This is a genomic window from Pseudogemmobacter faecipullorum (genome assembly GCF_020539525.1).
In the GTDB taxonomy this organism is placed as follows: Bacteria; Pseudomonadota; Alphaproteobacteria; order Rhodobacterales; family Rhodobacteraceae; genus Pseudogemmobacter; species Pseudogemmobacter faecipullorum.
In genome coordinates this window covers 1-25,815 of record NZ_JACDXX010000026.1, presented here as the reverse complement: position 1 = coordinate 25,815, position 25,815 = coordinate 1, and the positions used below count along the sequence as shown (strand labels likewise).

Sequence of the window (25,815 nt, the reverse complement as noted above, 5' to 3'; positions counted from 1 at the left end):
GAAAGCCCCCGCGCAGCCAAAGGCTGACGGGGGCTTTCACAAAGGAGCTGAGGATCCCCTTTACCTGTCAGACGCGCTCAAGCGCCACTGCGATGCCCTGGCCCACGCCGATGCACATGGTCGAGAGCGAGCGCTTGCCGCCGTTCAGCGACAGTTCCAGCGCGGCGCTGCCGGTGATGCGCGCACCCGACATGCCGAGCGGGTGGCCAAGCGCAATCGCGCCGCCATTCGGGTTCACCCTTGCATCGTCATCGGCAATGCCGAGGTCGCGCAACGTGGCGAGGCCCTGGGCCGCGAAAGCCTCGTTCAGCTCGATCACGTCGAAATCGGCCTGGGTCAGCCCGAGACGTGCCATCAGTTTCTTCGAGGCCGGGGCCGGGCCGATACCCATGATGCGCGGGGCAACCCCGGCAGTGGCGCCGCCAAGCACACGGGCGATCGGGGTCAGGCCGTATTTCTGCGCCGCCTCCGCCGAAGCCAGGATCAGCGCAGCCGCCCCGTCATTGACGCCCGAGGCATTGCCTGCGGTGACCGAACCATTCGGGAAGATCGGCTTCAGCTTCGCCAGAGCCTCGGCACTGGTTGCACGCGGATGCTCATCTTTCTCAACGACAATCGCATCGCCTTTGCGCTGCGGAATGGTCACCGAAGTGATCTCGCGCGCCAGGCGGCCATTGGCCTGAGCCGTCGCTGCCTTGGTCTGCGATGCAAGGGCCATCGCATCCTGGGCTTCGCGCGAAATGCCGAAATCATCGGCGACATTCTGCCCGGTTTGCGGCATGGAATCGACGCCGTAAGCCTTTTCCATCGCCTTGTTCACAAAGCGCCAGCCGATGGTGGTGTCATAGACCGCATTCTCCCGCGAGAAGGCGGTGCCTGCTTTTGGCATGACGAAGGGCGCGCGGCTCATCGATTCAACGCCACCGGCGATGATGATTTCGGCCTCCCCCGACCTGATGGCGCGGGCGGCGGTGATCACCGCATCCATGCCCGAACCGCAAAGGCGGTTCATCGTGGTGCCCGGCACCGCCAGCGGCAGGCCCGCAAGCAGCAAGGACATGCGCGCCACGTTGCGGTTGTCTTCGCCGGCCTGGTTGGCGCAGCCATAGATCACCTCGTCCACAGCCTCCCAGTCGACCGAGGGATTGCGCTCCATCAGCGCTTTCAGCGGGACCGCGCCCAGATCATCGGCGCGCACCGAAGACAGGCCACCGGCATAGCGGCCGATCGGGGTGCGGATATAGTCGCAGATATAGACTTCGGTCATGCTCACAGCTCCGGGACGATAAGATCAGCAACTGCACCTTTGATCACCAGTTCCGCACCGGTGACGGCCTGCAGCTCTTCGAGCGAGATTGAGGGCAGCTTTTCACGCAGCACGAAACGGCCATCCTCGATGTCGATCACGGCGAGCGAGGTATAGACGCGGGTGACGCAGCCGACGCCGGTCAGCGGCAGGGTGCAGGTTTTCAGCAGTTTCGGACGGCCATCCTTGGTGACGTGATCGGTGATCACCGCGACGCGCTTCGCGCCATGCACCAGATCCATCGCGCCGCCGACGGCAGGCACGCCTTTGGGGCCGGTCGACCAGTTGGCCAGATCACCAGTCTCGGCCACTTCATAGGCGCCAAGGATCGCCACATCGAGATGGCCGCCGCGCACCATCGAGAAGCTGTCCGCATGGTGGAAATACGAGGCACCCGGTTTCAGCGTCACCGCTTTCTTGCCGGCATTGATCACATCCCAGTCTTCCTGGCCCGGCTCGGGGCTTTCACCAAAGTTCAGGATGCCGTTTTCGGTGTGGAAAATCGCCTCGCGGCCCTCAACGGTATATTGCGCCACTTTCTCGGGGAAACCGATGCCGAGGTTCACATAAGCGCCGTCCTGAATGTCCTGGGCTGCGCGCCATGCAATCTGATTGTTTGAGAGTTTCTGCATCGGATCAGCCCTCCAGCGGGTAGGTTGCTTTGGCGCGGTTCAGGTCTTCTTCCTGAACGGCATTCGGCACATGGACGATCTTCTGCACGAAAATGCCCGGGGTATGGACGTTTTCGGGGTCGATCGCGCCCGGTTCGACGATGGCCTTCGCCTGGACCACGGTGACAGCCGCCGCCATGGCCATGACCGGGGCAAAGTTCCGCGCTGCGGCGCGGTAGGTCAGATTGCCATGCAGATCGGCGGTCTCGGCCTTGATCAGCGCAAAGTCAGCCTTCAGCCAGCGCTCCTGCACGTAAGAGCGGCCCTCAAACACCTCAACCGGCTTGCCCTTTGCAAGGTCGGTGCCGAAGGAGGTGGGGGTGTAGAAAGCCGGGATTCCGGCGCCACCGGCGCGGATCCGCTCGGCCAGCGTGCCCTGGGGCACCAGTTCCAGCTCAATTTTACCGGCGAGGTAAAGCTCGGTGAATACCACCGGATCTGCCGATCGCGGGAAAGAGCAGATCAGCTTTTTCACCATGCCCGCCTCGATCAGCGCGGCAAGGCCGACATGACCATTGCCGGCATTGTTATTGATCACGGTCAGATCTCTGGGATGGCCGGTGGCCCTGAAACGATCGATCAGGGCGTGGATCAGCTCGATCGGGCCGCCTGCGCCGCCAAAGCCGCCAATCATAACGGTCATACCGTCCTGAATGCCTGCCACCGCAGCGGCAAGGTTCTGCACTGTCTTGTCCATATGCATCCTTTCGCCGGGACCGCAGCGAGGGTGCTGCACCCGAGTCATGGCAATGGACATAGGCAAGCCCGCGCGCTTCGGCCAATCACATTGTGCGATATACATACGATGTTTACATATCGCACAAATAGAACGATAGACGCGCGGTTTCAGGGCTGCCCGAGGGGGGAGCTGGTCGAGACCCAGCGCAATTCGGTGAATTCATCCAGGGCGGCCAGACCACCAAAGCGGCCATAGCCGCTGTCTTTCACCCCGCCGACCGGCATATCGGGCCGGTCGATCAGCGTCGGCGCATTGATATGGCAAGAACCCGCGTCGATCTGCCGGCACAAAGCCAGGGCGCGCGCAGTATCGCGGCTCCAGATCGCACTGGTCAGGCCATAGGCGCTGTCATTGGCGATTGAGATCGCCTCCGCTTCGCTGGCGGCACGGCAGATCGCCACCACCGGGCCGAACAGCTCTTCGCTGTAAAGCCGCATGCCGGGTTCGACATGATCCATCACTGTTGCATCCATAAAGGTGCCCCGGCGCGCCCCGCCGCAGATGCGCCGCGCGCCGCGCGCCTCGGCCTCGCGGATCATATCCTCAAGGCGCAGCGCCGCGGCCTCGCTGACCAGCGGGCCAAGCCGGGCACCTTCTTCCGGCGGACCGGCGCGCAGGCTTTCGGCCTCGGCCTGCAGCAGAGCGATAAAGCGGTCGGCAATGGCATCGGCGACGATGATGCGATCCGTGCTCATGCAGACCTGGCCCTGGTTCAGAAAGGCACCATAGGCGGCAGCCTGTGCCGCCGCTTCCAGATCGGCATCCTCCAGCACCAGCATTGTCGCCTTGCCGGAAAGTGCCAGAAGGCAGCGTTTGAGCCCCGATGCCGCCATCTCCGCCACCCGCCTGCCGACCCGGCTGGACCCGGTGAAATTTACCCGCCGCACCACCTCATGGCTGATCAGAGCCTCTACCACCTCTTCGGCATGTTCGGGTGCATGGGTCACGATATTCAGCACGCAGGGCGGCAGGCCGGCGGCGCTGAGGATATCGCCGATGGCCAGATGCGACCCGGCGCAGATCTCCGAGGCTTTCAGGATCGCCGCATTGCCACAGGCCAGCGCGGTTGCCACCGCCCGGACCCCGAGCGCCAGCGGCGCATTCCAGGGCGCGATGCCGAGGCAGACCCCGGCGGCTTCGCGAAACACCAGATTGTGGCCCCCGGCATCAGGCACCGGTTCGGGGCTGAGGTTTTGCGCCAGCGTTGCGGCGGCCTCCAGCTGCCAGATCGCCTGGTCGAGATTGAAATCCTGCCAGGCCTGCGTGGCACCGATCTCGTCGCGCATCAGCATGCCCAGCCTGGCCCGGTCCTGCTGCATCAGCGCCGCCGCCCGGCGCAGGATCGCGGCCCGGGCCGCGCCGCTTTCGCGCGACCAGGAGGCGAAGGCGAGGGCGGCGCGACTGGCGACTTTGCGCGCCTCGGCGGCCCGCAGCGCGGGCACGCGCGAGGCAATGGTGCCATCGGCGGGATTGAGGCGCAGGCATTCCTCGCCAAGCACCACATGGGCGGCGGCCTGTCGTTTCGCCGCAGCTGCAGATCGGGGAGGGGCCATGGCCTGTGCTTTCCTGTGGTCACTCTGCCGCGCCCCGGTGCAGGTTGCGGCCGATAAAGCCAGATTTCCATTTTCTTCTCGCAGAATGAATGCCATTTTTGAACGCTGATTTGTGAAAAAAAGGGCAGGAGATGGCTGTATCCGCCGATCCGACCGATGATCTCAGCCTGCTTATGCGGGCCGAGCCGCTGTCGGCAGGGCTGCGATCCCGCCAGCTTCGGCCCAATCGTGGCCTCTATGAGGGCTATGTGCATCTGGTGGTGCTGAGTTCGGGCAGGCTGCAGCTTGAGGCGGGCGAGGCAATGCATGAGATCGAGGCCCCGGCCGGGCTGATCCTGCCGCCGGCCCGACAGAATCTGCTGATGCTGGAGGCGGGGGCAGAGGGATGGATCTTTGGCCTGCCGCCGCAGTTTCTGGGCGAGGTGATGGGAAGCCGGCCCGAGCTTGAGCTGATGATCCCGCTGGGGCGACAGCTGATCCTTGCCAGGCGGCCGGGCGAAGAAGGGCCGATGGATGGCGAGGCGTTGTCGCGCGCGATTTTGCAGGAATACAGCTCCGGCATCGTCGGCAGCCGTATTGCAGCTTTTGCCTGGATGCGGCTGCTGATCCTTGCCATCTGGCGGGCCAGCCATCAGGAGGCGGTGCTGTCCGGCTTTGGCTCGGAGGCGCATCTGCTGGAGGGGTTCCGCCGCGAGGTCGAACAGCATTTTCGCAGTCATATGAGCATTGCCGCCTATGCCGGGCGGCTGGGCCTGTCGACCAGCCGGCTGCGCCGCATCTGTCTGCGCAATCTGGGGCGCACGCCTCTGCAGCTGGTGCATATGCGGCTGCTGCGCGAAGCCGGGGCCTGGCTGGAACATACCAGACGCGGGATTTCAGAAGTGGCGCTGATGCTGGGCTTTGCCGATTCGACCGAGTTCAGCCATTTCTTCCGGCGCAATACCGGCCTCTCGCCCAGCCGCTACCGCGAGGCCCGCCAGGCCGGTGCGGCCGTGCCTGACGAGGAGCGGCTGAGTTTCGCCGACTGGCCCTGAGGCATGTGCAGGCAGAAAGTGACGCTGCGTCACTTTCTGGCGGATCTTTGCCCATGAACTAAAATCACATCTAAAAGTCACTTTTTAACATTTTCCTGCTTTGATGACGGATATATGCCCGACAGGTCATCGGAGGAGTCCCGCCAGCCAGGTGGGGGCGATGGTGGCGAAGGGTAACGTCCGGGGGTGAAATGTGCTTGCTTTGCCGCGATCAGCTGTCTGATCCGGGTGCCAGTCACTGCGCTTGTCGCCGTTGTACCGCCTTTGAGTGAGATCAGTGCCTGATGTCAGGCCAAGACTGGAGATGTGTGTATGACCGCAACTTCCCCCGCCGCCTATCAGGGCCTGAATCTGCAATATATCGCCGGTGAATGGCGTCCGGGCGCGTCCGGGCGGACAGCCACCAATGTGAACCCGTTTGACGGCAGCGATCTGGGCAGCTTCAGCCTGGCAAGCCGCGATGATGTGGATGCAGCCTATAAAGCCGCGGCTAAGGCACAGGTGGCCTGGGCTGCCCGCGCCCCGGCCGAGCGTGAGGCGATCATCCGCCGTGCCGTTGCTGTCTTTGATGCCCGCGCGGATGAAATCCGCAGCTGGCTTTGCCGCGATTCCGGCTCGACAGTGATCAAATCGCTTATCGAACATGGCGCGGCCCGCACCATCACGGAATATTCCGCCAGCTTCCCGGGCAAAATTTCAGGCAAGATCCTGGCCTGCGAGCCGGGCATGGAAAGCCGCTATGAGCGCGCGCCGCTTGGGGTGATCGGTATCATCAGCCCGTGGAATTTCCCGCTGCATCTTTCGGTGCGCTCGGTGGCTCCGGCGCTGGCCTGTGGCAATGGCGTGGTTCTGAAGCCGGCTTCGGATACCCCGATCACCGGGGGCACGCTGGTTGCAAAGATCTTCGAGGAAGCCGGTGTTCCGGCGGGCCTGCTCAATGTGGTTGTCGGCGCGGGCAGCGAGATCGGCGATTATTTCGTGCAGCACGAAATTCCGTCCTTCATCTCCTTCACCGGCTCGACCGAAATCGGTCGCCGCATTGGCGAGATGGCAACCGGGGGTGCTTTCATCAAGCGCGTGGCGCTTGAGCTGGGGGGCAATGCACCGCTGGTTGTGCTTGATGATGCGGATATCGAAGCGGCAGCCGGTGCGGCTGTCTTTGGCCGCTTCCTGCACCAGGGGCAGATCTGCATGTCGACGAACCGCGTGATCGTTGACGAAAAGATCTATGATCAGTTCCTCGGTGCCGTCATCGCCCGCGCCTCGAAGGTCACTTATGGCAATCCGGCGGATCCGGCGATCAATGTCGGCCCTGCGATCAATCAGTCACAGCGCGACGGTGTTGTGGCCAAGATCGAACAGGCGAAGAAAGATGGCTCGCGTCTGGTGGTTTCCGGCCCGATCGAGGGCAATGTGATTGCGCCGCATATCTTTGCCGATGTTGATCCGGAGAGCTCGCTGGCAAAAGATGAGACCTTTGGCCCGGTACTGCCGATCATTAAGGCGCGGGATGAGGCCCATGCGCTGGAACTGGCCAACAGCACCGAATTCGGTCTGTCGAGCGCGGTTTACAGCCAGAATATCGACCGGGCGACCAGCTTTGCCCGCAAGATCGTGGCGGGGATGACCCATGTGAACTCGATCACCGTGGGCGATCATGCCAATGCGCCCTTCGGCGGCGAGAAAAACTCGGGCCTTGGCCGCTTCAATGGCGAGTGGATCATGGAAGAATTTACCCGCACCCATTGGATCACCATCCATAAAACGGGTCCGGAATTCCCGTTCTGATCTGAGAAACACCCGGCAGGTGAGGCCCCTGGATCTGCGGATCCGGGGGTCTTTTTATTGCGAGAACCGGGCGCGATAGGCGGAGGGTGTGGTGCCGGTGACATTGCGGAACCGGCGCGAGAAATAGGGCGGATCCTCATAGCCCAGCCTGAATCCAACCTCGGCAACCGACAGCCGGGTGAAGGCCAGCAGGCGGCTGGCCTCGACCATGCGGGCCGCCTCAATATAGCTGCCAGAGCTGGAACCGGTGGCGGCGCGGCAGATGCGGTTGAGATGGCCAGGGGTTATCCCCAGCTGCTGCGCATAATTTGCGGCGGTCTTTCCGGCATCGAGATCGGCCCGCAGCAGCTGATCAAATCCCGCCATGCGGCGGCGCGCCAGCGGCATCTGTCCGGCCTGTTGGCTGAAGCCTGCCTCGGCAATGGCAATCAGCACCGCCTGACCAAGGCTTGCCAGAAGAGAAGCTCTGAAAGTGCCAGAGCTGCGAAAGCTGCGCACCAGGGTTGCAAGCAGATCCTGCAGGGCCGGATCGGCGGAAACGCGCGCCGCAACCGTCAGCTGCGCCGCAAGTTCACCGGCGGCAGAGGGCAGGCCTGCGATCAGGGTCAGCGGGAAGGAAAAGACCCCGCCTTCGGCGCCCTGACGAAATTTGAATTCGTGCACCGCCTGCGCCGGGACATAAAGCAGCTCCTGATCGTTCAGCGCGAACTCTTTTCCGTCTATCCGGACATTTGCAAGGCCGCGCTCCATATAGAGCAGCTGGACCATATCGGCGTGACGATGGGTGCCGATATGCCAGTCATGGCCAAGGGCGCGGTCGCGGATTCGCTCATAGTGAATGACGTCGGGGAAATCTGAAGTTTCTCCGAACAGGTTGAAGATCGGAATGGCCTGAGCGCGGGTCATGCACGAATAGTGCCAGAGTATGCCCCCGGGGTCCAATGGTTTCACCAGGGCTGAAGTGGTAAATTTCATCCAGGTTAAATGGGAGCGTTACATGAAAACTCAGGTTGCAATCATCGGTTCAGGCCCTTCGGGTCTGTTGCTGTCGCAGCTCCTGAACCGTGTCGGTATCGAAACGGTTATTCTTGAACGCTCCAGCCGTGATCATGTGCTCTCGCGCATCCGCGCCGGTATTCTGGAGTGGGGTACGGTTGAGCTGCTGCGCGAGGCGGGTTGCGGCGCGCGGATGGAGGTCGAGGGTTTCACCCATGACGGCACCATCCTCACCGATTCCGACAATATGGTGCATATCGACTTTAAGGCGCTGACCGGAAAACAGGTCATGGTCTATGGTCAGACCGAAGTCACCCAGGATCTGTTCAAAGCCCAGGATGCGATGGGCACCACCATCATCCACGGCGTGGAGGATGTGCAGATCCATGATCTCGACACCACCGCGCCGCGTGTGGATTACACCGTCAATGGCGAGCGTAAGAGCCTGTCCTGCCTCTATGTTGCGGGCTGTGATGGTTTCCATGGCGTGTCGCGCAAAACCATTCCGGAAGAAAAGCGCCGCGAGTTCGAGCGGGTCTATCCTTTCGGCTGGCTGGGCATCCTCGCTCGCACCGCGCCGATTGATGACGAGCTGATCTATGCCAATTCCGAACATGGTTTCGCGCTCGCCTCGATGCGCAATGCCAATCTGGTGCGCCATTACATCCAGGTGCCGCTGAGCGATAAGCCGGAAGACTGGTCGGATGAGCGTTTCTGGGCCGAGTTTGGTCGCCGCCTGCCGGCTTCGGCGGCCGCCAAAATCGTGCAGGCGCCGTCGATTGAAAAATCGATTGCACCGCTGCGCAGCTTCGTCTCCGAGCCTTTGCGCTGGGGTCGGCTGTTCCTTGTGGGCGATGCCGCCCATATCGTGCCGCCGACCGGGGCAAAGGGTCTGAACCTCGCGGCTTCCGACGTGTTCTATCTCTATCACGCTTTGTTTGAGGCGCTGAAAAACGGCTCGGAAAAAGCGGTCGATAATTATTCCGAGCGCGCGCTGAACCGGATCTGGAAGGCGATGCGCTTCTCCTGGCAGATGACCACCATGCTGCACCGCTTTGACGGCGAGGATGTTTTTGCCGCGCAGATGCGGGCGGCAACGCTGAAACACCTGGCCGAATCCGAGACCGCGCGCCGCGATCTGGCCGAAAACTATGTCGGCCTGCCCTATTGAACGCCGCTTACTGCAGGGATGCGGCAGTCTTGCCTGCGGCCTCGGAAAGGGCCGCAAGCATGGCCTGTTCCAGCCCGGAGCCTTCTCCGGCATCACTGCGCCGCGACACCCCGACCGGCCCGCCCAGCAGCTCATTGCGCAAAGGCAGAATGGCCAGGCTTCCCGCCCCGACCTCGGGGCGGACCACGCCTTCCGAGATGAACCAGATGGTATCAGACTGGCGCAGCACCTCACGGCCAAAGGCCAGCGAGACGTTCTCGAAGGCTGGCTCTGGTTCTGTAATCCCGACGCTATGCAGCCAGGCCCGGACCGAGCCGGTGATCATCGCGCCCTGGGGGGGCAGCATCAGCGGGAAATGCCGCAGGTCCTCGGGCTGCCAGGGGCGCTGGGTCAGCGGATGGCCGGCGCGCACCACCGGCACGACCTTTTCCCAGTAAAGCGGCACGAATTTCACGCCTTCACTATTGCCAGCGGGGGGCATGCGCCCGACCACCAGGTCAAGCTGGCCCTCGCGCAGCAGGGACAGCAACAGCCAGTTCGGGCCGGTCATCACCTCGATCAGTGCCTCGGGCATGGTTTCGCGCAAGGCGAGGGCGGCTTCGGGCACCAGATGGGTGGCCGCCGTCGGCAGCACGCCAAGGCTGAGGCGCGGTCTTTGCCTTTGCGGCGCCAGAACTGCCTGCTGGGCGCGCTCTAGATCGGCAATGACCCCGCCGGCATGGCTCTGGAAGACCTGCCCGGCTGCCGTCAGCTGCAGCCGGCGGCCGGAACGGTCAAAAAGCGTGACCGCAAGGATCTCTTCCAGCTCGCGGATCGTTTTAGAGGCAGCGGGCTGGCTGATGTGCAAAGCCTCTGCCGCCGCCGAAAGGCTGCCAAGGCGGGCGGTCTCAAGAAAGCAGCGCAGATGACGCAGGCGCAGGAGAGGATTCAACATGTATAACCTATAGGTTATGGGTTCAGGCGGTATTTATAATTTATTACTGGAGCCAGACCTGACATAACATGTATAGCCGGAGGTTTACGATGCAATTTCTTCGCCGCCCTGATGCCATTTTGCATATCAGCGATCAAGGACCGCGCGACGGCCGGGTCGTGATGTTTGCAAATTCGCTGGGCACTGATCTGCGGGTCTGGGACCTGCTTTTGCCGCTTTTGCCCGCAGATCTGCGGGTGATCCGGTTTGATAAGCCTGGCCATGGCCTCTCGGATGCGAGCCCTGCGCCCTATTCCATGGAGGGGCTGGCCGCTGATGCCGAGGCCATCTGCGAGGCGCTGGCGCTGCAGAATGTGACCTTTATCGGCCTGTCGATTGGCGGGCTGATTGGCCAGGCTCTGGCGGCAAAGCGCCCCGATCTGATCCAGGCACTGGTGCTGATGGATACGGCGGCAAAGATCGGCTCGGCCCAGATGTGGAACAGCCGCATCGCCGCAGTGCGCGAGAGCGGGCTGGAGCCGATGGGCCCCGCGATCATGGAGCGCTGGTTCACCGCGCCTTACCGGCAGGAGCGGCCCGAGTTCGCGCTCTGGACCAATATGCTGACCCGGACCACGGTCGAGGGCTATACCGGCTGCTGCGCCGCCATCGCCGGGGCGGATCTGACCGAAAGCACCCGGGCGCTGCAGCTTCCGGTGCTGGTGCTCTGCGGCGATCAGGACGGCTCGACCCCGCCTGAGCTGGTGCAAGCCACCGCCGATCTGATTACGGGCGCCGAGTTCCGGCTGGTGCCCGAGGCAGGCCATATCCCCTGCGCCGAGCAGCCTGAAGCCACTGCCCGGCTGATTACTGACTTCCTCGAAAGGACCACCCGATGAACCGTTATGACAAAGGGATGGAAACCCGCCGCGCTGTTCTGGGCGATGCCCATGTTGACCGTGCCGAAGCGAATAAGACCGATTTTTCGAGCGCGTTTCAGTCGCTGATCACTGAAAGCGCCTGGGGCACGGTCTGGGCCTCGGATAATATCTCGCGCCGCGAGCGCTCGATGATCACGCTGGCGCTTCTGGCTGCCACCGGGAATTTCGAGGAAATCCCGATGCATATCCGCGCCACCGCCCGCACCGGCGCCTCAAAAACCGATGTGATGGAGGCATTCCAGCATGTGGCGATCTATGCCGGCGTGCCGAAGGCCAACCATGCCATTAAACTGGCCGAAGCCACCTATGCAGAAATGGAGGCAGCTGAGAAATGACCGAGATCCTCGACAAGGGCCCGCTGATCCCGCGCAATCGCGAGATGCATCCAGATCCCTATTTTCCGGATTATAAGACCTCGGTCGCCCGCTCGCCGAAACAGGCTTTGCTGTCGATGGAATCGGGGCATTCGGAAGAAACCGGTCCGACCTTCGGCCATGGTCTGATCGGGGCGCTGGACAATAACCTGATCCTGAACTGGTCAAAGGACGGCACGCCCGCCATTGGCGAGCGCATCCTGGTGCATGGCCGGGTGCTTGATGAGAATGGCCGCGCGGTGCCGCATACGCTGGTGGAAATCTGGCAGGCCAATGCCGGGGGCCGCTACCGCCATAAGAAAGACAGCTATCTCGCCCCGCTCGACCCGAATTTCGGCGGCTGTGGCCGGACCCTGACCGATGCTGAGGGGCGCTATCAGTTCCTGACCATCCGCCCCGGCGCCTATCCCTGGCCGAACCGTGGCAATGACTGGCGGCCGATGCATATTCACCTCTCGGTCTATGGCCACAGCTTTGGCCAGCGGCTGATCACCCAGCTGTATTTTGAGGGCGATCCGCTGATCGACCGCTGCCCGATCGCGGCCTGTATCCGCAACCGCTCGCAGCTCGACAGCCTGGTGGCGCCGCTGGATATGAACAATTCGCGTCCGCTCGATTTCCTCGCCTATAAGTTCGACATCGTGCTGCGCGGCCGTCGCCAGACCATGTTCGAGAACCGACTGGAAGGGATGTAAGCCAATGGTGCAGAAACTCGAAACCCTGGTCGAGACCCCGTCGCAGACCGCAGGCCCCTATGTGCATATCGGCCTGATGCCGACCTATGCCGGCAATCCGGGCTATTATCATGAAGAGGTCGGCAGCTCACCGATCGCCGAAGGCGCGAAGGGTGAGGTGATCGAGATCACCGGCCAGGTGTTTGACGGCACCGGCTGGGCGATGCGCGATGCGCTGATCGAAAGCTGGCAGCCCGATGCCGCCGGGATCTTCCCCGGCCAGAGTGGCGCGGATCCGGCGGTTTCCGGCCTGTGCCGCTTTGCCGCCGATGCCGAGAGCGGCCTCTTCACTTTGCGCACGGTGAAGCCCGGTGCGGTGAAGGCCCGGGGAGGGCGCCTGCAGGCCCCGCATATTTCGCTGTGGATTGTGGCCCGTGGCATCAATATCGGCTTGCAGACCCGCATCTATTTTGACGATGAGGATAACAGCATCGACCCGCTGCTGGCGCGGATCGAACAACGTCCGCGTGTGGAAACCCTGATCGCCAAAAAAACCGCCCCCGGCAGATATCATTTTGATATCCGGCTGCAGGGCGAGGGCGAGACGGTCTTCCTCGACATCTGAACCAATGCCTGCATCGGGGTGACAGCGCCCGGTGCGGGCCTGCATCCCGAAGGTGAGCCTCTTGAGCAGCGTTTTCGATCATCCCTGGCTGGGCGGATTATTTGCCGATGCGGAAATGGCGGCGCTCTGGTCGCCAGAGGCGCAGCTTGAGGGGATGCGCGCCTTTGAAGTGGCCTGGAGCCGGGCGCTCGGCCGTGCCGGTCTGGCAGATGCCGAACAGGCCGGGGCTGCGGCTGCGGCGATTGCCGCGATGGAATTCGATCTTGCGGCGCTGCGCGCGGCTACGGCCCGGGATGGTGTGGTCGTACCAGAGATGGTGCGGCAGATGAAGCTTGCGGCGGGCCCGGCGCAAGCGGCGGTGCATCAGGGCGCGACCTCGCAGGATGTGATCGATTCCGCTCTGGCGATTGCCATTGCGGCCAGTCTTGATCTGATGGCGGGGCGTCTGCGCGAGCTGGAAACGGCTTTGCGCGCTTTATCTGACCGCCAGGGCGCGCGCCCGCTGATGGGGCGCACCCGGATGCAGGCCGCCACAATGATTACCGTTGCCGACCGGATCCGGCCCTGGGTCACGCCGCTGGCGGATCATATCGAACGGCTCTGGCAGCTGCATCCCCGGGTGGCGCGGGTGCAGATTGGCGGCGCTTCGGGCGACCGCAAAGCGCTGGGCGATGCCGCGGGCATCGTCGTTCGTGAGGTTGCGGCGGCGCTTGACCTTTCGGCCCCCCCGGCCTCCTGGCATGCAAGGCGCGATGGGGTGGCAGAATTTGCCGGTCTCTTGTCGCTGATCACCGGGACGCTTGGCAAAATGGGCCAGGATATTGCGCTGATGGCGCAGCAGGGCATTGAAGAGATTGGCCTTTCCGGTGGCGGCGCATCTTCGGCTATGCCGCATAAGCAAAACCCGGTTCAGGCCGAGCTGCTGGTGACCCTGGCCCGGTTCAATGCCGGAAGCCTGGCGCAGATGCATCAGGCGCTGGTGCATGAGCAGGAGCGCTCCGGCGCGGCCTGGGTCCTGGAATGGATGGTGCTGCCGCAGATGGCGCAGACCACCGGCCGCGCCCTCAGCCTTGCCTGCTCGCTGGTGGCGTCAGTCAACCGGCTCGGCAGGGATTAAACCCGCATCACGGCGCAGGGCGGACTGGCTCTGCGCCTGACCAATGGGTAAGGACAGCGATGAAATCCGTCAGAACATCCGCCCGGCCCCGGCCCAGGCGTGCTTCGGCCCGCTACAGGCGCGGCCTGACCCGCCGTCTGCCCGGGGTTGTTGCGATGCTGGGCGGCGGCTGTTTTCTGCTTTTCACTGCCGTAGAGCGGTTTCCCGAATATCTGGGACCGCTGCCCGGGCTGACGGCAGTGCAGCAGGTCAGCGGCCAGGTCACCCATATCCGCGATGGCGATACTATTGTTGTGGCGGGGGTGACCGTCCGCTTTGGCTCGCTTGACTGTGCCGAGCGCAATACCTCGGCCGGCAAGCGCGCCACGGCACGGATCAGCGAGATTACGGCGGGGCAGAGCCTGACCTGCGCGCTGAATGGCAGGCAGAGCTTTGATCGCCGGATCGGCAGTTGCAGTCTTGAAAGCGGCAGGGATCTTGCCGGGGAAATGATCCGCGAGGGCTATTGCGGTCGCTACTGGTAAGCCGCCGCCTGTGCTGCTCCGGAGCTAAAAAACAGCCGCCCGGTGTGAACCAGACCGCTGCTTTTTCAGAGCCTGAAGGCGCGGGAGTAGCACCTTCAGGCCTGGGTGCAGTTTCAGCGATCGCGCGACAGCGCCCCGCCGAGTACGAGACCGGCGGCCAGGCCAAGCAGGCCGACGGTGGTCAGAACGGTGGCGGTGGTGCCGGGGTTTTCACGCATGGCACCCACGGCCACCTGGGCCTGATCGCGCATCTGGGTGGCAACCTCACGGGCCCGGCCACGGCCCTCAGTATAGAGGTCCTCTGCCTCCTCCATCGCGCCCGCTGCGCGCGACGAGGCGGTTTTGCCCATGCGGGAAATCTCTTTCTTCAGATCGGCAATCTGTTTTTCAAGGCCGGCACGAAAATCTTCAGCAGTATCGGGCATTTTATCACTCCGGTCATCGTACAAGGGTTAATCGTACAGGAGGGGAACGCCCGGGGGGGGGGCTGGTTCCGTGTCGCGCCGCAGGCCATGCTGCTCAGGTCAGAAGGCCGCTGTCCCGCCCGGCCTGAAGGAGATCGGCCTGCAGCTCCTGCAGCGCCTTTGCCTGGTCTGTGGGCTCGGGCAGGCGCAGCAGATGCGCCGGATGCCAGGTGATCAGCACCGGACCGCCATGCAGCCCGGTTTCGATCCCTCCCCGGCGGGCGCTGATCGGGCTGGCATCGCCGGTCAGTGCAAAAGCCGCCGAGGCCCCGAGCGCGAGGGTCAGACGCGGCCGGACAAAGGCCAGTTCCAGCCCCAGCCACCAGCGACAGGCGGCAATCTCGCCGCTTTGCGGGGTCTGGTGCAGGCGCTGCCTGCCGCGCGGGATAAATTTGAAATGCTTCACCGCATTGGTCAGCCAGAGCTGCCCGGGCGCGAGCCCGGCCTGGTGCAGGCTGTCTCGCAGCAATAGGCCTGCGGGCCCGATAAAGGGGCGGCCCGCCAGATCCTCGTGATCGCCGGGCTGTTCGCCCACCAGCATCAGCGCCGCATCCGCCTTGCCTTCGCCCCAGACCGTCTGGCTGGCCGTTTCGCACAGCCTGCAACGCTGGCACTGTTCGGCAGATCGAGCGGCCGCTTCCAGGGTTTCGGGCAGACCTTCGGCGACCGGCATTGCAGCGCGGTAGCGGGTTGAAATGGCCGCCGCCCCCGGGCGCGGGGTCGAGGCCCCGGCTGCCTGCATCCGCGCAACCCTTGCCTCTGCATCCTGCAGCATCCCGGGGATCAGCCGGGTTTCGGGCAGGTTTTTCCAGTATTTCTTCGGCATTTCCGAACGCATCGCGTTCAGCTTGATCCGCGCCGGGTTGAAAATATTGGCGAAATAGGTGGCCCAGAGCGCTTCTGAGGCATCTTCGGGCAGATCGGGCCGCGCCTCGCTTTCATGGAAACTGAGGGTTCCACTTTCAAACTGGGCGGTCAGCCCGGGGGTGGCGATCATCCAGTCCATATCGGCAAAGCGCCTGGCAAAGAAACTGCTGCCCGGCTCCAGCGTGTGATGTTCGGGTTCAAACCAGGCGGCGAAGCGGCGGCGCGGATTGCCCTGCTGCGGCACCTCGCGAAACCGCACAAAGGCATGCATCTTGTGAATGTCGCGCCCGACCGCTTTTGCCATCAGATGCAGCCGCCGCCCCAGCGGATCGGCCTGCGAGACCGGCTGCCCCTCGCGCCGGTCAAGCCGCCAGAGCGCCTGATAGAGCAGAGCCAGCCGCTCGGGCGCCGAATGCCAGAGCACCGAACCGGCAAGTTTCACGAAAGCCTCAGGCACTCTGGCCTGATGCGCGCCGTCCGCCTCGGGCAAAGGGGCGGCGGCGAAGAGGCCGGTCTTGCCCGACCAGTCGATCTGCTCGGGCGGAATGCGGTGGCTGATCGCCCGCCTTGCCGCGTCGCGCCAGGCTGTGCCGAGGCCTCGGGCCGGAAGAGACACGCTGTAGCTCACAGCAGCAGTGACAGCTGCTCGGGCGGCGGGGCAAAGCGGGCGCGCAGATTCTGCTCATCGGTCATGGCGCCGGGGGACCAGCCGGGCAGGGTGATGAAGGGACGGGCTTTTTTCATCAGCGCCCCCATGCGCGCCAGATCCTCATAGCGCAAAGCCCGGCTGCGCCGGGCGCTGAGAATGCGATCGACGGTGCGGGTGCCAAAGCCCGGCACCCGCAGCAGCAGATCCTTTGCCGCGCGGTTCACATCCAGCGGGAACAGGCCGCGATGCTGCAAGGCCCAGGCCAGTTTCGGATCCAGCTCGAGATCGAGATTGCCGCCTTTGGTGCCGCTGGCAATTTCTTCGGCAGAAAAGCCGTAGAAGCGCAGCAGCCAGTCGGCCTGGTAAAGCCGGTGCTCACGCAGCAGCGGCGGCCGGATCAGCGGCAAAGCCGATGAGGCATCGGGGATCGGCGAGAAGGCCGAATAATAGACCCGCCGTAGCTTATAGCCGGTATAGAGCCGGGTTGAGCTTTTCAGGACGGTCACATCATCGGTGCCATCGGCGCCGATAATCATCTGGGTGCTCTGCCCGGCCGGGGCAAAACGCGGCGGGCGCTTGCCACTATGCGAGCGCTCTTTCGCCGCCTCCCCCTCCAGCCGGACTTTCGCCATGGCGGCGCGGATCGTCTCGGGGCGCTTTTCGGGGGCGAGCTGGCGCAGGCTGCTGTCCTGGGGCAGTTCGACATTGATCGACAGCCGGTCGGCATAGAGCCCGGCCTCGCGGATCAGCCCCGCACTGGCATCGGGAATGGTCTTGAGATGGATATAGCCCTTAAAGCCATGCTGCTGTCGCAAAGTCTGCGCGATGCGCACCATATCCGCCATGGTCTGATCGGGCGAGCGGATGATCCCCGAGGAGAGAAACAGCCCCTCGATGTAATTGCGCCGGTAAAATTCCAGTGTCAGCGTCACCACTTCCTCGACCGAGAAGCGGGCGCGTTCGACATTCGATGAGACCCGGTTGATGCAATAGGCGCAGTCAAAGATGCAGAAATTCGTCATCAGGATTTTCAGCAGACTGATGCAGCGGCCATCCGGCGTATAGGCGTGGCAGATACCGCTGCCACCGGAAGAGCCGATGCCGCCCCTGCGTGAATCGCGTTTCTCGCCGCCTGAAGAGGCGCAGGAAGCGTCATATTTCGCCGCGTCGGCAAGGATCGCGAGCTTATCCCGGAGCGAGGTTTTTGCCATAGATGACCTATAATTGTTCACGAAATGTTCGTCAATGTTCCTTCCGGCCGCCGCCAGCGGAAATCACCCCGGCCCTGGCCCGGCCTCCGGGCGCTTCGCTGGGATATTCTGTGAACGCCCCGGCTCAGGTGCGGGGCTGCTCACCGACCGGCGCGGTGGAGAGATCGGCCAGGGGCAGGTCGCCGCCGTAATGGTCGCACCAGACAGAGAAGCTGCGCAGCTGATGCGGGCCAAAGCTGTGCAGCAGCGGAATATCGGTTGCATCCCTGCCGCGTGCGACCGCGATCCGGCCGATGCGCGGCTGATTATGACGGGCATCGAGCGTGACCCACTGATCGCCGATCCATACCTCGCACCAGGCATTGTAATCCATCGGGGCCGGGTCAATCGGCACGCCGATGTCAGGCAGATAGCCGTTCACATAGCGCGCCGGGATATTCATGCAGCGGCAGAAGGTGATGGCCAGATGGGCAAAGTCACGGCAAACGCCTTTCTGCCCGGCCCAGGCTTGGGCTGCGGTCCGGGTGTTGCGGGCATGCTCATCGCTGAAGCTCAGGTGATCATTGACGTGATCAAAGATCGCCCGGACCCGGCCCCAGCCGGGCTGGATCGCGCCGAACCGCTCCCAGGCGGTTTCCATCATCAGATCGGTCTCGCAATTGCGGCTGGGCAGCAGGAACTGCAACACTTCGCCCGGCAGGTCATGGAGCGGCGTTTCCCGGGCATCCTCGGGCCAGAGGTCGGGCTGACCGGAATTTTCTAAAATTAGATCACGCTTCAGCATAAGCGGCCCGGTGGGAGCAGAGAGGCGCAGGCAATGGTTGCCGAAACTGTCCTCATGCCATTCCGGATTAATCCCCCGGCTGTGTTCCAGCCCGCTGTCGTGAAGGACCGATGGGCGGAATTCAGGGTGGGGATCGAGAAGCGCAAGCAGCTCGGTCGGCAGGTCGCAGGAGAGCTCAATCTGATATCCGAGACGAATCTTCATCAGGTACCTCACACACACAACACAAACACCTGGAAAATACGGCAATGCGGAGCGGAGCAGATGGTTCCCCTGCGGCATTCTGACGCGCTCAGGGGGCATGCGGGCAGGCCGGATCGGACGGCTTGCCGTCCGTATCGGGGCGCTGTTTTGCCGCGATGCATGCGATTGCGCTCTCAGATCAGCGCTCACAGCTGCCGGGAGAAGGCTCTCGCATTGGGTGAGGTTAATTCCCCGGCGGTCGAAACCTTCCGGGCCGTTACTCCCCCGTCGCCGGCGCCGCCTCCTGCGCCCTGGACCGGGAAACCGGACCCGGGGTGCCAGTGACGCTGATCACCCTGTCAGGGAAAGCCAGAATGGATCATGCCAGACATATCCGCCTCGCTGAGACCGACCGGACCGGAGCCATGCTGAACAGTGCCACGCTTTATGGCCCGGGCGATGAGAGAACCGGCCCGGTTTCGGAAGTGCATGGCCAGGCAAAAACGGAACAGGTGATCCTCGATATCGGCGGTTATTTCGGGATCGGGGCCAGGCCCGTGGCAGGCCGGGCGAGCGATCTGTCGTTCATGCGTGACAAGAATGGCCGTGTTCATGCCGTGATCTGATGGAGCAGAGACCAGCTGAAAGCCTGCCCGGGCAGCGCCTCTGAGGGCTCAGGGTCACCGGGGGATCAGCGCTGCAGGTGAAAGCGGCCCGCCGGTGAAGCTTTAAGCCTGTCCTGCTGACCGGCCCGGCCCTTTTGTCCGGGGTGACCCTGCAGCTCTCTGCGCCGCCAATTGCGTTTCAGGGGGATTTCATGCCCTAACCCGTAAAGAAGACCGATCAGGGTTAGAGACATGCCGATGACCACGCCCGCCCCCGCGCTTTACTGGCTGAGCCGCGATTTTCGCTTTTCTGACAATGCCGCGCTGAATGCCGCGCTGGGCCATGGGCCGGTGCTGGTGGTGTTCTTGCTGGACCGGCAGACGCGCGAACAGGGGGCGGCCAGTCGCTGGCGGCTGCAGCGTGCGCTGGAGGTTTTTGACGCCGGGCTGAAACGGCGCAGCGGCCAGGGGGTTATGATCCTTCGGGGGGAAGCCGAGGAGGTCTTTCCCGCGCTCGTGCAGCTGACCGGCGCCCGGATGGTGCATCAGAATGACTGGCCGAGCCCGCAGATGCGTCAGGCCCAGAGCCACCTCAGGGAGGCCCTGCGCAGCGTTGCGGGCGAATTGAAGCTTTATACCGGCCATCTTCTGGCCAGCCCGCAGCGGATCCGCACCGGCCAGGGCGGGGCTTTCCGCGTCTTCACGCCCTTTGCCCGTGCTTTGCGCCGCGCGGGCGCGGACCGCCCTCGGCCCGACGCCCCCCGACAGTTTGCGGCCGCAGAGCCACCGGCAGAGGTGCATGGGCTGACGGTTCTGCCCCTTAGCGGGCTGAACCTGGCGCCGGATCTGCATCGCGGCGCGGCGGTGCTGGAGCGCTTTGCTCTGCCAGCGGGCGAGGCGGCGGCCTTCGAGCGGCTGGATCAGTTCTTTGATCGTGCCGGCCCCTATCCTGAGGCGCGGGACCGGCCGGATATCGACGCCTGTTCCGGCCTCTCGGAGCATCTGGCGCTGGGCGAGATCAGCCCGCGCAGCCTCTGGGCGCTTGCCAGCCTGCGGGCCGAAGCTGATTCAGCGCCGGGGCCAGGCGGGGCTGCGGCGGCGGGGGTGGAAAAGTTCCTCAGCGAGGTGATCTGGCGCGAATTCGCCTGGCATCTGCTGCTTGAGGATCCGCAGCTGACAAGCCTGCCCTGGCGCCGGGACTGGTCCGGTTTTCCCTGGCGCGGCGAGGGCGAGGATCTGCAGCGCTGGCAGCGCGGTGAGACCGGGATTGCGCTGGTTGATGCGGGCCTGCGCGAAATGTGGGTCACCGGCCGCATGCATAACCGGGTGCGGATGGTGGTTGCCAGCTGGCTGACCAAACATCTGCTGATCGACTGGCGCCTCGGGCTGCGCCATTTTGAGAACTGCCTGACCGACTGGGATCCGGCGTCAAATGCGATGAACTGGCAATGGGTTGCGGGCTGCGGCCCCGATGCCTCGCCTTTCTTCCGGATTTTCAACCCCGAGACCCAGGCCGCGAAATTCGACCCGAAAGGCCAGTATCGGGCGCGCTGGCTCGCCGGGTGGCAGGGCGGCAGGACCACGCCCGAAGCGGCTGCTTTCCTTGCCAGTCTGCCCTCTGACTGGCGGGTGTCTGCGCCCTGGGCCGGTGCTTCCGGTGCGCTGCTGCAATCGGGCCGCAGCCGGGCGCTGGAGGAGTATCGTCGGTTCAAAGACAGCGATGCTGACAGCCCGGGCGCGGCGGCGGAGTCAGAAAGGTTAAATTTCTTAAGAGATTTTATATAAACTATAGTATATATTTTTCCTGATATGGTGTATCTGTCCCGGTGATTGGCAGGTGAAACATGGCCCTTTTTCCTTATTTCTGGCTGGCAGGCGCGGGTCTTGCGGCGATCTGTATCTGGGCTGGCGCCGGGGAGCTGCTGTTGCTGCATTGGGCAGCCGTCAGCCTGTATTTGCTCAGCTTCCTGCGCTGGCACCGTATCGACAGGTCGAAAGCCGGTCAGGCCGGGCATGGCGCGGATATGGCGGAGCTGTGTGAGCTGGACAATCAGGCGCTGGCCGCGGTTTCGCCGGTTTCCATGCGGCGGTTTGCAGGAGATTCGCGCTTTGGCGGCCGTGGTCCGGACGATCTGCAGCAATCATTGTTGCAGCATTGCGTTCAGCTGGAGGAAAGGATGCGCCGTCTCCAGGTCAAGACGCTCTGATTTCGCAAAACGGCCCGGGTTGCACCCCGCCGACCAGGCTGCAGGGGCGCTGAACAGATCAGCCGGGCAGCGCCCCTGGCCGTTCTGGCCAGGGCCCGATCAGCCAGCTTCCCCCTGTGCAGGCCACAGCAGCCAGAGTTTTCCTGTCAGACCGGCAGATTTCCGGCAGCCCTCCATGGGAAGCCCGGTTCGGCATCGAGTTTGAGCAGCGCCATCAGGCAATGCTGCACATTGTCGACGCGGATCTCATTATTATAGGTCTCGGTCCGCATCCCGCCCATCACCTTTTCGGGGCGGCTGACATACCAGGCATCGGCCTGTCGGTCACGATATTGCAGCTGCCGCACTGCTCTCAGCCCGCGCCGCAGCGCCTCGGCATAGCGCGCGGCGCGGGTTTCGTCTCCCAGGCGCAGGGCGAGGCGCCAGGCATCGGCCAGCCCCTCCATATAGACCCCGGTTGAGGAGGCATGCGGCGGGCCATATTCCGGATGGGCCGGATTGTAGAACCGTCCCTGAAAATCCTCAGGCAACCGCCCGCCCCATTGCTGCATCTCCAGCAGCCAGTCGCAGCGCTCAAAGATGAAATCTGCCAGCTCCGGCTCGGGCTGATCCTCATGGAACATCACATAGGCCTGGGCATGCCAGGGCACGAAGGCCGGGTTGGGATTGGCGCGGTGCCACTCCCGGTACCAGCGGAAACTGGTCATGAAACGCGCCGCCAGTGCCGGATCGCGGGTCTGGCGATGCAATGCGGCCAGAAACAGCAAAGCCTCGCCCGGGTAGAAATTCTGATTGTCATTGCGCTCACGCGGCAGCAGGAAGGTGTGGAATTCACCGCTCTGCTGCCACAGATGCATTATGCCGCGGATCAGCGCCTCATATTCGCGGCCATATTCCCCGGGTTGCAAAAGACCGGCCTCGCGGAATTCCAGCACCGCCAGCGCTGCCAGTGCCATGGCGCCCAGCTTGGCCTTGCCCTCGTAGATGATGGTGCCGAAGCCGTCATGGTCCAGGTAGAAGCGGTGCATATTATAGGCGAGGTTGCGGCACGCGGCCCCGGCCTCTCCGGGATCTGCGCTGCGGCGGGCGATCCGGCCGAGGGCGACCGTGGCCATGAACTGCCGGATGGTATTGTTCGAACTGGCCTCCCGGCCCCGGCTGGGCCAGTATTTATAGGTCATCCGGCCATCATCCTGCAGGCTGGCCATCATCCAGCTGCTGAGGCCCGAGATGGTCTCGCGCAGCATTGGGGCACCAGTTTCGGCAGGTGCGACGATACTGCCGCCACGCCAGAGCCGGATGCAGCGATCTTCGCCGGGCAGGATCAGGATCTGATCCGCTGCGAAACTCCGGAACTTTGCCGCCCGGGCGAAATCCTCGATGCTCAGCCTGGCGCGCTGTGCCAGCCGCTCCAGCTCGCGCAGCGGGGCGCGGTTGCAGGCGATGGTGGTGCTGGGGGCGATGCGCAGCAGGGTGGCGCCATGACGGATCTCAAGACCGCGCAGGCCACGGCTGCTATTGGCAAAGCGTCGGACCAGCTCCTCTGCCGGTACATCCTGCCAGCCATGGGTCAGGCAAAGCTCAATCAGATCAGGGGTTTCCCCGGTGGCCAGCGCGGCGCGGGCATGGCTGAGATCCATTGAGAGCGAGCCGCTGTCCTGCCAGCCAGAGGCCAGAACCCGCCCGCCCTGACGCAGGGCAATCCAGCAGGGCCCGGCTGTCCTGTCGCTGAGCGGATCCGCCACACCGGCCCAGGCCTGCAGGATCTGTTGGGGCGTTCTGGCCAGAAAGGCCTCAACCTGCGGCATAGCTGCTCTCTCCTGCTTGCGGCGTTGCTGCGATTACCATCCGGCGAAGCGGGGCATGGCGCAAATAAAATGAGCTGCCGCATTGGGGGTGCGGCAGCTCAGTATCAGGAGCGGAAGGGCTGTTCCGCTCCTGATGAACCAGTCTCTTACGAGATCAGGCCGTGGTGTGAGTCGTCCATCTCGAACAGGGCCGAGGGGGCTGCGCCGAGGAGGTTGCCGCCAAGGCCACCCAGCAGGCCGCCGACGAGACCACCGACCAGGCCATTGCCGCCGAGCAGGCCGCCACCGGCGTCGTTGCCGCCGCCGAGCAGACCGCCGAGCAGGTCTCCAACGACGGGCAGGCCGCCGAGCAGGTCGCCGCCGGCATCATTGCCGCCGCCGAGCAGACCGTCGAGCAGGTCTCCGACGACGGGCAGGCCGCCGAGCAGGTCGCCGCCGGCATCATCGCCGCCGCCGAGCAGGCCACCCAGCAGGTCTCCGACGATGGGCAGACCGCCGAGCAGGTCGCCACCCAGCAGGTCGCCGACGATCGGCAGACCACCCAGCAGATCGCCGTCACCCAGCAGGCCGTCGAGCAGATCGCCTGCGACCGGCAGGCCTCCGCTGAGCAGCGTGCCGCCAAGCAGATCACCGATGATCGGCAGGCCGCCGAGCAGACCGCCACCGGCATCGCTGCCGCCGCCGAGCAGACCGCCAAGCAGGTCACCGACGATCGGCAGGCCACCGAGCAGACCGCCACCGGCATCGCTGCCGCCGCCGAGCAGGCCACCCAGCAGGTCACCAACGATGGGCAGGCCGCCGAGCAGATCGCCACCGGCATCGCTGCCGCCTCCGAGCAGACCGCCGAGCAGGTCACCAACGATGGGCAGGCCGCCGAGCAGATCGCCACCGGCATCGCCGCCGCCGAGCAGACCGCCGAGCAGGTCACCAACGATGGGCAGGCCACCGAGCAGATCGCCACCGGTATCGCCGCCACCGCCGAGCAGGCCACCCAGCAGGTCACCGACAACAGGCAGGCCGCCCAGAAGGCCACCGGCACCACCGCCGAGCAGACCACCCAGCAGGCCACCCTCGCCGATCAGCCCGCCGAGCAGGCCACCGTCGATGTCGAGGATGCCGTCGAGCAGACCGCCACCCAGCAGACCACCAAGCAGGCCGCCCTCGCCGAGCAGGCCGCCCAGCAGGTCATCAAGCACTCCGGTCAGCAGGCCGGAGCCCTCGCCTGCCTCGCCACCCAGAATGCCGGTGACCAGGCCGTCGACGATGACGCTCACCGCGCCGAGCAGGTCGCCTGCGGTCAGAGTGACGAGGCCACCCTCGACCCCCTGCAGCAGACCGTCGAGCAGATCGGTCACACCGGCGAGAGCCTCATCCACCAGGGCACCCTCGACCAGCAGGGCCCCTTCGACCGCACCGACCACAGCTGCGAGCGCTGCCGGAATATCGAGGCTGTCAAGGGCGCCGAGCGCTTCGACCAGGCCGGCCGAGAGGGCGGCGGCCGCAGCTGCCGTGCCGCTTTCCACATGAGGCACCAGGCCATTCGGGTTGCCGGCGGTGCCACCACCGAGGATACCGCTGACCAGCTCGCCGAGCAGTCCGCCAACCCCTGCCAGAGGCGTGCCGGACTGCAGGCCGGAGAGCAGCGACTGCAGGCCAGCTTCGACGCTTTCAACCAGCTCACCGACCGAGTCGCCAGCCGTATCAAGCAGACCATTTTCCCCGCCGAGTACCGCTGCAACCGAGCCGAGCAGGGTGTTCACAGCAGTGGTCAGATCGGCATTGCCCAGCTGGTCAAGCGCGGTGCTGATGTCGCCGAGCAGGGTGTGAGCGATCGTATCGACGCCTTCGAGAACTTCTCCAAGAACCGAATTATCGCCATCGCCGTCGCCATCGCCGTCGCCATCGCCATCGCCGTCGCCATCGCCGTCGCCATCGCCATCGCCATCGCCGTCGCCATCGCCGTCGCCATCGCCGTCGCCGTCGCCGTCGCCATCGCCGTCGCCATCGCCGTCGCCGTCGCCATCGCCGTCGCCATCGCCATCGCCGTCGCCATCGCCGTCGCCATCGCCGTCGCCATCGCCATCGCCGTCGCCATCGCCGTCGCCATCGCCATCGCCGTCGCCGTCGCCATCGCCATCGCCATCGCCGTCGCCATCGCCGTCGCCATCGCCGTCGCCGTCGCCATCGCCATCGCCGTCGCCATCGCCATCGCCGTCGCCATCGCCGTCGCCATCGCCATCGCCGTCGCCGTCGCCGTCGCCGTCGCCGTCGCCATCGCCGTCGCCATCGCCATCGCCGTCGCCATCGCCGTCGCCATCGCCATCGCCATCGCCGTCGCCGCCGCCGTCACCATCTCCGTCGCCGTCACCATCGCCGCCATCCACGTCTTTCGCGCCGGATGAGCCACCGCTCGCCAGAAGGCCGAGGGCGCCGAGACCTGCGGCGCCAAGCGCCAGCATTTCTTCATTCGCCATCGCCGCACCGACGCCTTCGCCCTCGACCGAGGTCGAGTTGCTGTCGACGCCGCTGAACGAACCATCTGCATAAAGCAGGCGGCTGACTTCGCCGTTCGGGCCGGTGACAAAGAAATCGGTGATGATGATCTGCTGAC

24 protein-coding genes are annotated in these 25,815 nt (G+C 64.3%); 12 read left to right on the top strand and 12 right to left on the bottom strand.

Features of this window, described 5'->3' with window-relative positions; all coding sequences use genetic code 11:
* Positions 1-67 precede the first annotated feature (67 nt).
* The 4 genes from pcaF to H0485_RS18845 form a co-directional block, all read right to left on the bottom strand.
* Positions 68-1,267, bottom strand: a complete 1,200-nt coding sequence (gene pcaF / locus H0485_RS18860) for a 3-oxoadipyl-CoA thiolase (RefSeq protein ID WP_226937475.1) — start codon at positions 1,265-1,267, stop codon at positions 68-70.
* A 2-nt stretch (positions 1,268-1,269) separates the two neighbouring features.
* The gene (locus H0485_RS18855) at positions 1,270-1,938 is read right to left on the bottom strand and encodes a CoA transferase subunit B (RefSeq protein WP_226937474.1); all 669 of its coding nucleotides are present in this window, start codon (positions 1,936-1,938) and stop codon (positions 1,270-1,272) included.
* A 4-nt stretch (positions 1,939-1,942) separates the two neighbouring features.
* Positions 1,943-2,674 carry a 3-oxoacid CoA-transferase subunit A gene (locus H0485_RS18850; protein ID WP_226937473.1) on the bottom strand — a complete coding sequence of 244 codons (732 nt, stop codon included), beginning with the start codon at positions 2,672-2,674 and terminating at the stop codon, positions 1,943-1,945.
* 149 nt (positions 2,675-2,823) lie between these two features.
* Positions 2,824-4,269 carry an aldehyde dehydrogenase family protein gene (locus H0485_RS18845; RefSeq protein WP_226937472.1) on the bottom strand — a complete coding sequence of 482 codons (1,446 nt, stop codon included), beginning with the start codon at positions 4,267-4,269 and terminating at the stop codon, positions 2,824-2,826.
* A 131-nt stretch (positions 4,270-4,400) separates the two neighbouring features.
* On the opposite strand from H0485_RS18845, the gene H0485_RS18840 reads away from it, so the two are divergent.
* Together H0485_RS18840 and H0485_RS18835 are read left to right on the top strand one after the other, a co-directional pair.
* Entirely contained in the window at positions 4,401-5,303 is a 903-nt protein-coding gene (locus H0485_RS18840; RefSeq protein WP_226937471.1) for a helix-turn-helix transcriptional regulator, read from the top strand.
* Between the two features lie 312 nt (positions 5,304-5,615).
* Complete coding sequence (locus H0485_RS18835) at positions 5,616-7,091, top strand: aldehyde dehydrogenase family protein (protein ID WP_226937470.1); 1,476 nt, start codon at positions 5,616-5,618, stop codon at positions 7,089-7,091.
* A gap of 54 nt (positions 7,092-7,145) precedes the next feature.
* Here the strand turns inward: H0485_RS18835 and H0485_RS18830 are convergent, their stop codons facing one another.
* Positions 7,146-7,997 carry a helix-turn-helix domain-containing protein gene (locus H0485_RS18830; RefSeq protein WP_226937469.1) on the bottom strand — a complete coding sequence of 284 codons (852 nt, stop codon included), beginning with the start codon at positions 7,995-7,997 and terminating at the stop codon, positions 7,146-7,148.
* A gap of 91 nt (positions 7,998-8,088) precedes the next feature.
* On the opposite strand from H0485_RS18830, the gene pobA reads away from it, so the two are divergent.
* The gene (pobA, locus tag H0485_RS18825) at positions 8,089-9,258 is read left to right on the top strand and encodes a 4-hydroxybenzoate 3-monooxygenase (protein ID WP_226937468.1); all 1,170 of its coding nucleotides are present in this window, start codon (positions 8,089-8,091) and stop codon (positions 9,256-9,258) included.
* Between the two features lie 7 nt (positions 9,259-9,265).
* Here pobA and H0485_RS18820 read toward each other — a convergent pair whose 3' ends face one another.
* On the bottom strand, positions 9,266-10,192 hold the full coding sequence (locus tag H0485_RS18820) for a LysR substrate-binding domain-containing protein (RefSeq protein ID WP_226937467.1): 927 nt from the start codon (positions 10,190-10,192) through the stop codon (positions 9,266-9,268).
* Positions 10,193-10,281: 89 nt separating this feature from the next.
* On the opposite strand from H0485_RS18820, the gene pcaD reads away from it, so the two are divergent.
* The 6 genes from pcaD to H0485_RS18790 all read left to right on the top strand — a co-directional run bounded on the left by pcaD (position 10,282) and on the right by H0485_RS18790 (position 14,426).
* Positions 10,282-11,070: a 3-oxoadipate enol-lactonase gene (gene pcaD / locus H0485_RS18815; RefSeq protein ID WP_226937466.1), complete on the top strand. Its 789-nt coding sequence runs from the start codon at positions 10,282-10,284 to the stop codon at positions 11,068-11,070.
* Positions 11,067-11,447, top strand: coding sequence for a 4-carboxymuconolactone decarboxylase (gene pcaC / locus H0485_RS18810; RefSeq protein WP_226937465.1), 381 nt, complete (start codon positions 11,067-11,069; stop codon positions 11,445-11,447). Before pcaD ends, pcaC begins: the two co-directional genes overlap by 4 nt.
* Positions 11,444-12,181 carry a protocatechuate 3,4-dioxygenase subunit beta gene (gene pcaH, locus H0485_RS18805; RefSeq protein WP_226937464.1) on the top strand — a complete coding sequence of 246 codons (738 nt, stop codon included), beginning with the start codon at positions 11,444-11,446 and terminating at the stop codon, positions 12,179-12,181. The genes pcaC and pcaH overlap by 4 nt, the downstream gene beginning before the upstream one ends.
* A gap of 4 nt (positions 12,182-12,185) precedes the next feature.
* Positions 12,186-12,785, top strand: a complete 600-nt coding sequence (gene pcaG, locus H0485_RS18800; RefSeq protein ID WP_226937463.1) for a protocatechuate 3,4-dioxygenase subunit alpha — start codon at positions 12,186-12,188, stop codon at positions 12,783-12,785.
* Between the two features lie 61 nt (positions 12,786-12,846).
* Positions 12,847-13,902, top strand: coding sequence for a 3-carboxy-cis,cis-muconate cycloisomerase (locus H0485_RS18795; RefSeq protein WP_255613831.1), 1,056 nt, complete (start codon positions 12,847-12,849; stop codon positions 13,900-13,902).
* 59 nt (positions 13,903-13,961) lie between these two features.
* Positions 13,962-14,426: a thermonuclease family protein gene (locus tag H0485_RS18790; RefSeq protein ID WP_226937461.1), complete on the top strand. Its 465-nt coding sequence runs from the start codon at positions 13,962-13,964 to the stop codon at positions 14,424-14,426.
* A gap of 113 nt (positions 14,427-14,539) precedes the next feature.
* Here the strand turns inward: H0485_RS18790 and H0485_RS18785 are convergent, their stop codons facing one another.
* The 4 genes from H0485_RS18785 to H0485_RS18770 form a co-directional block, all read right to left on the bottom strand.
* The gene (locus tag H0485_RS18785) at positions 14,540-14,851 is read right to left on the bottom strand and encodes a hypothetical protein (protein ID WP_226937460.1); all 312 of its coding nucleotides are present in this window, start codon (positions 14,849-14,851) and stop codon (positions 14,540-14,542) included.
* A gap of 94 nt (positions 14,852-14,945) precedes the next feature.
* Positions 14,946-16,385 (bottom strand): UdgX family uracil-DNA binding protein, encoded by a 1,440-nt coding sequence (locus H0485_RS18780; RefSeq protein WP_226937459.1) that lies wholly within the window; start codon positions 16,383-16,385, stop codon positions 14,946-14,948.
* Positions 16,382-17,617 carry a putative DNA modification/repair radical SAM protein gene (locus H0485_RS18775; protein ID WP_226937458.1) on the bottom strand — a complete coding sequence of 412 codons (1,236 nt, stop codon included), beginning with the start codon at positions 17,615-17,617 and terminating at the stop codon, positions 16,382-16,384. The genes H0485_RS18780 and H0485_RS18775 overlap by 4 nt, the downstream gene beginning before the upstream one ends.
* Positions 17,618-17,741: 124 nt before the next feature.
* The gene (locus H0485_RS18770; protein WP_226937457.1) at positions 17,742-18,605 is read right to left on the bottom strand and encodes a transglutaminase-like domain-containing protein; all 864 of its coding nucleotides are present in this window, start codon (positions 18,603-18,605) and stop codon (positions 17,742-17,744) included.
* Positions 18,606-18,958: 353 nt separating this feature from the next.
* Between H0485_RS18770 and H0485_RS18765 the strand changes: the two genes are divergently transcribed.
* From H0485_RS18765 to H0485_RS18755, 3 genes are all read left to right on the top strand, one after another.
* Complete coding sequence (locus H0485_RS18765) at positions 18,959-19,210, top strand: PRC-barrel domain containing protein (protein ID WP_226937456.1); 252 nt, start codon at positions 18,959-18,961, stop codon at positions 19,208-19,210.
* Positions 19,211-19,447: 237 nt separating this feature from the next.
* Positions 19,448-20,974: a cryptochrome/photolyase family protein gene (locus H0485_RS18760; RefSeq protein ID WP_226937455.1), complete on the top strand. Its 1,527-nt coding sequence runs from the start codon at positions 19,448-19,450 to the stop codon at positions 20,972-20,974.
* Positions 20,975-21,033: 59 nt separating this feature from the next.
* Positions 21,034-21,396, top strand: a complete 363-nt coding sequence (locus H0485_RS18755) for a hypothetical protein (protein WP_226937454.1) — start codon at positions 21,034-21,036, stop codon at positions 21,394-21,396.
* Positions 21,397-21,542: 146 nt separating this feature from the next.
* Here H0485_RS18755 and H0485_RS18750 read toward each other — a convergent pair whose 3' ends face one another.
* Both H0485_RS18750 and H0485_RS18745 read right to left on the bottom strand, forming a co-directional pair.
* Entirely contained in the window at positions 21,543-23,204 is a 1,662-nt protein-coding gene (locus tag H0485_RS18750) for a hypothetical protein (protein WP_226937453.1), read from the bottom strand.
* Positions 23,205-23,350: 146 nt separating this feature from the next.
* Positions 23,351-25,815, bottom strand: a 2,465-nt coding sequence (locus H0485_RS18745; protein WP_226937452.1) for a hypothetical protein, incomplete at its 5' end; no start/stop codon positions are given.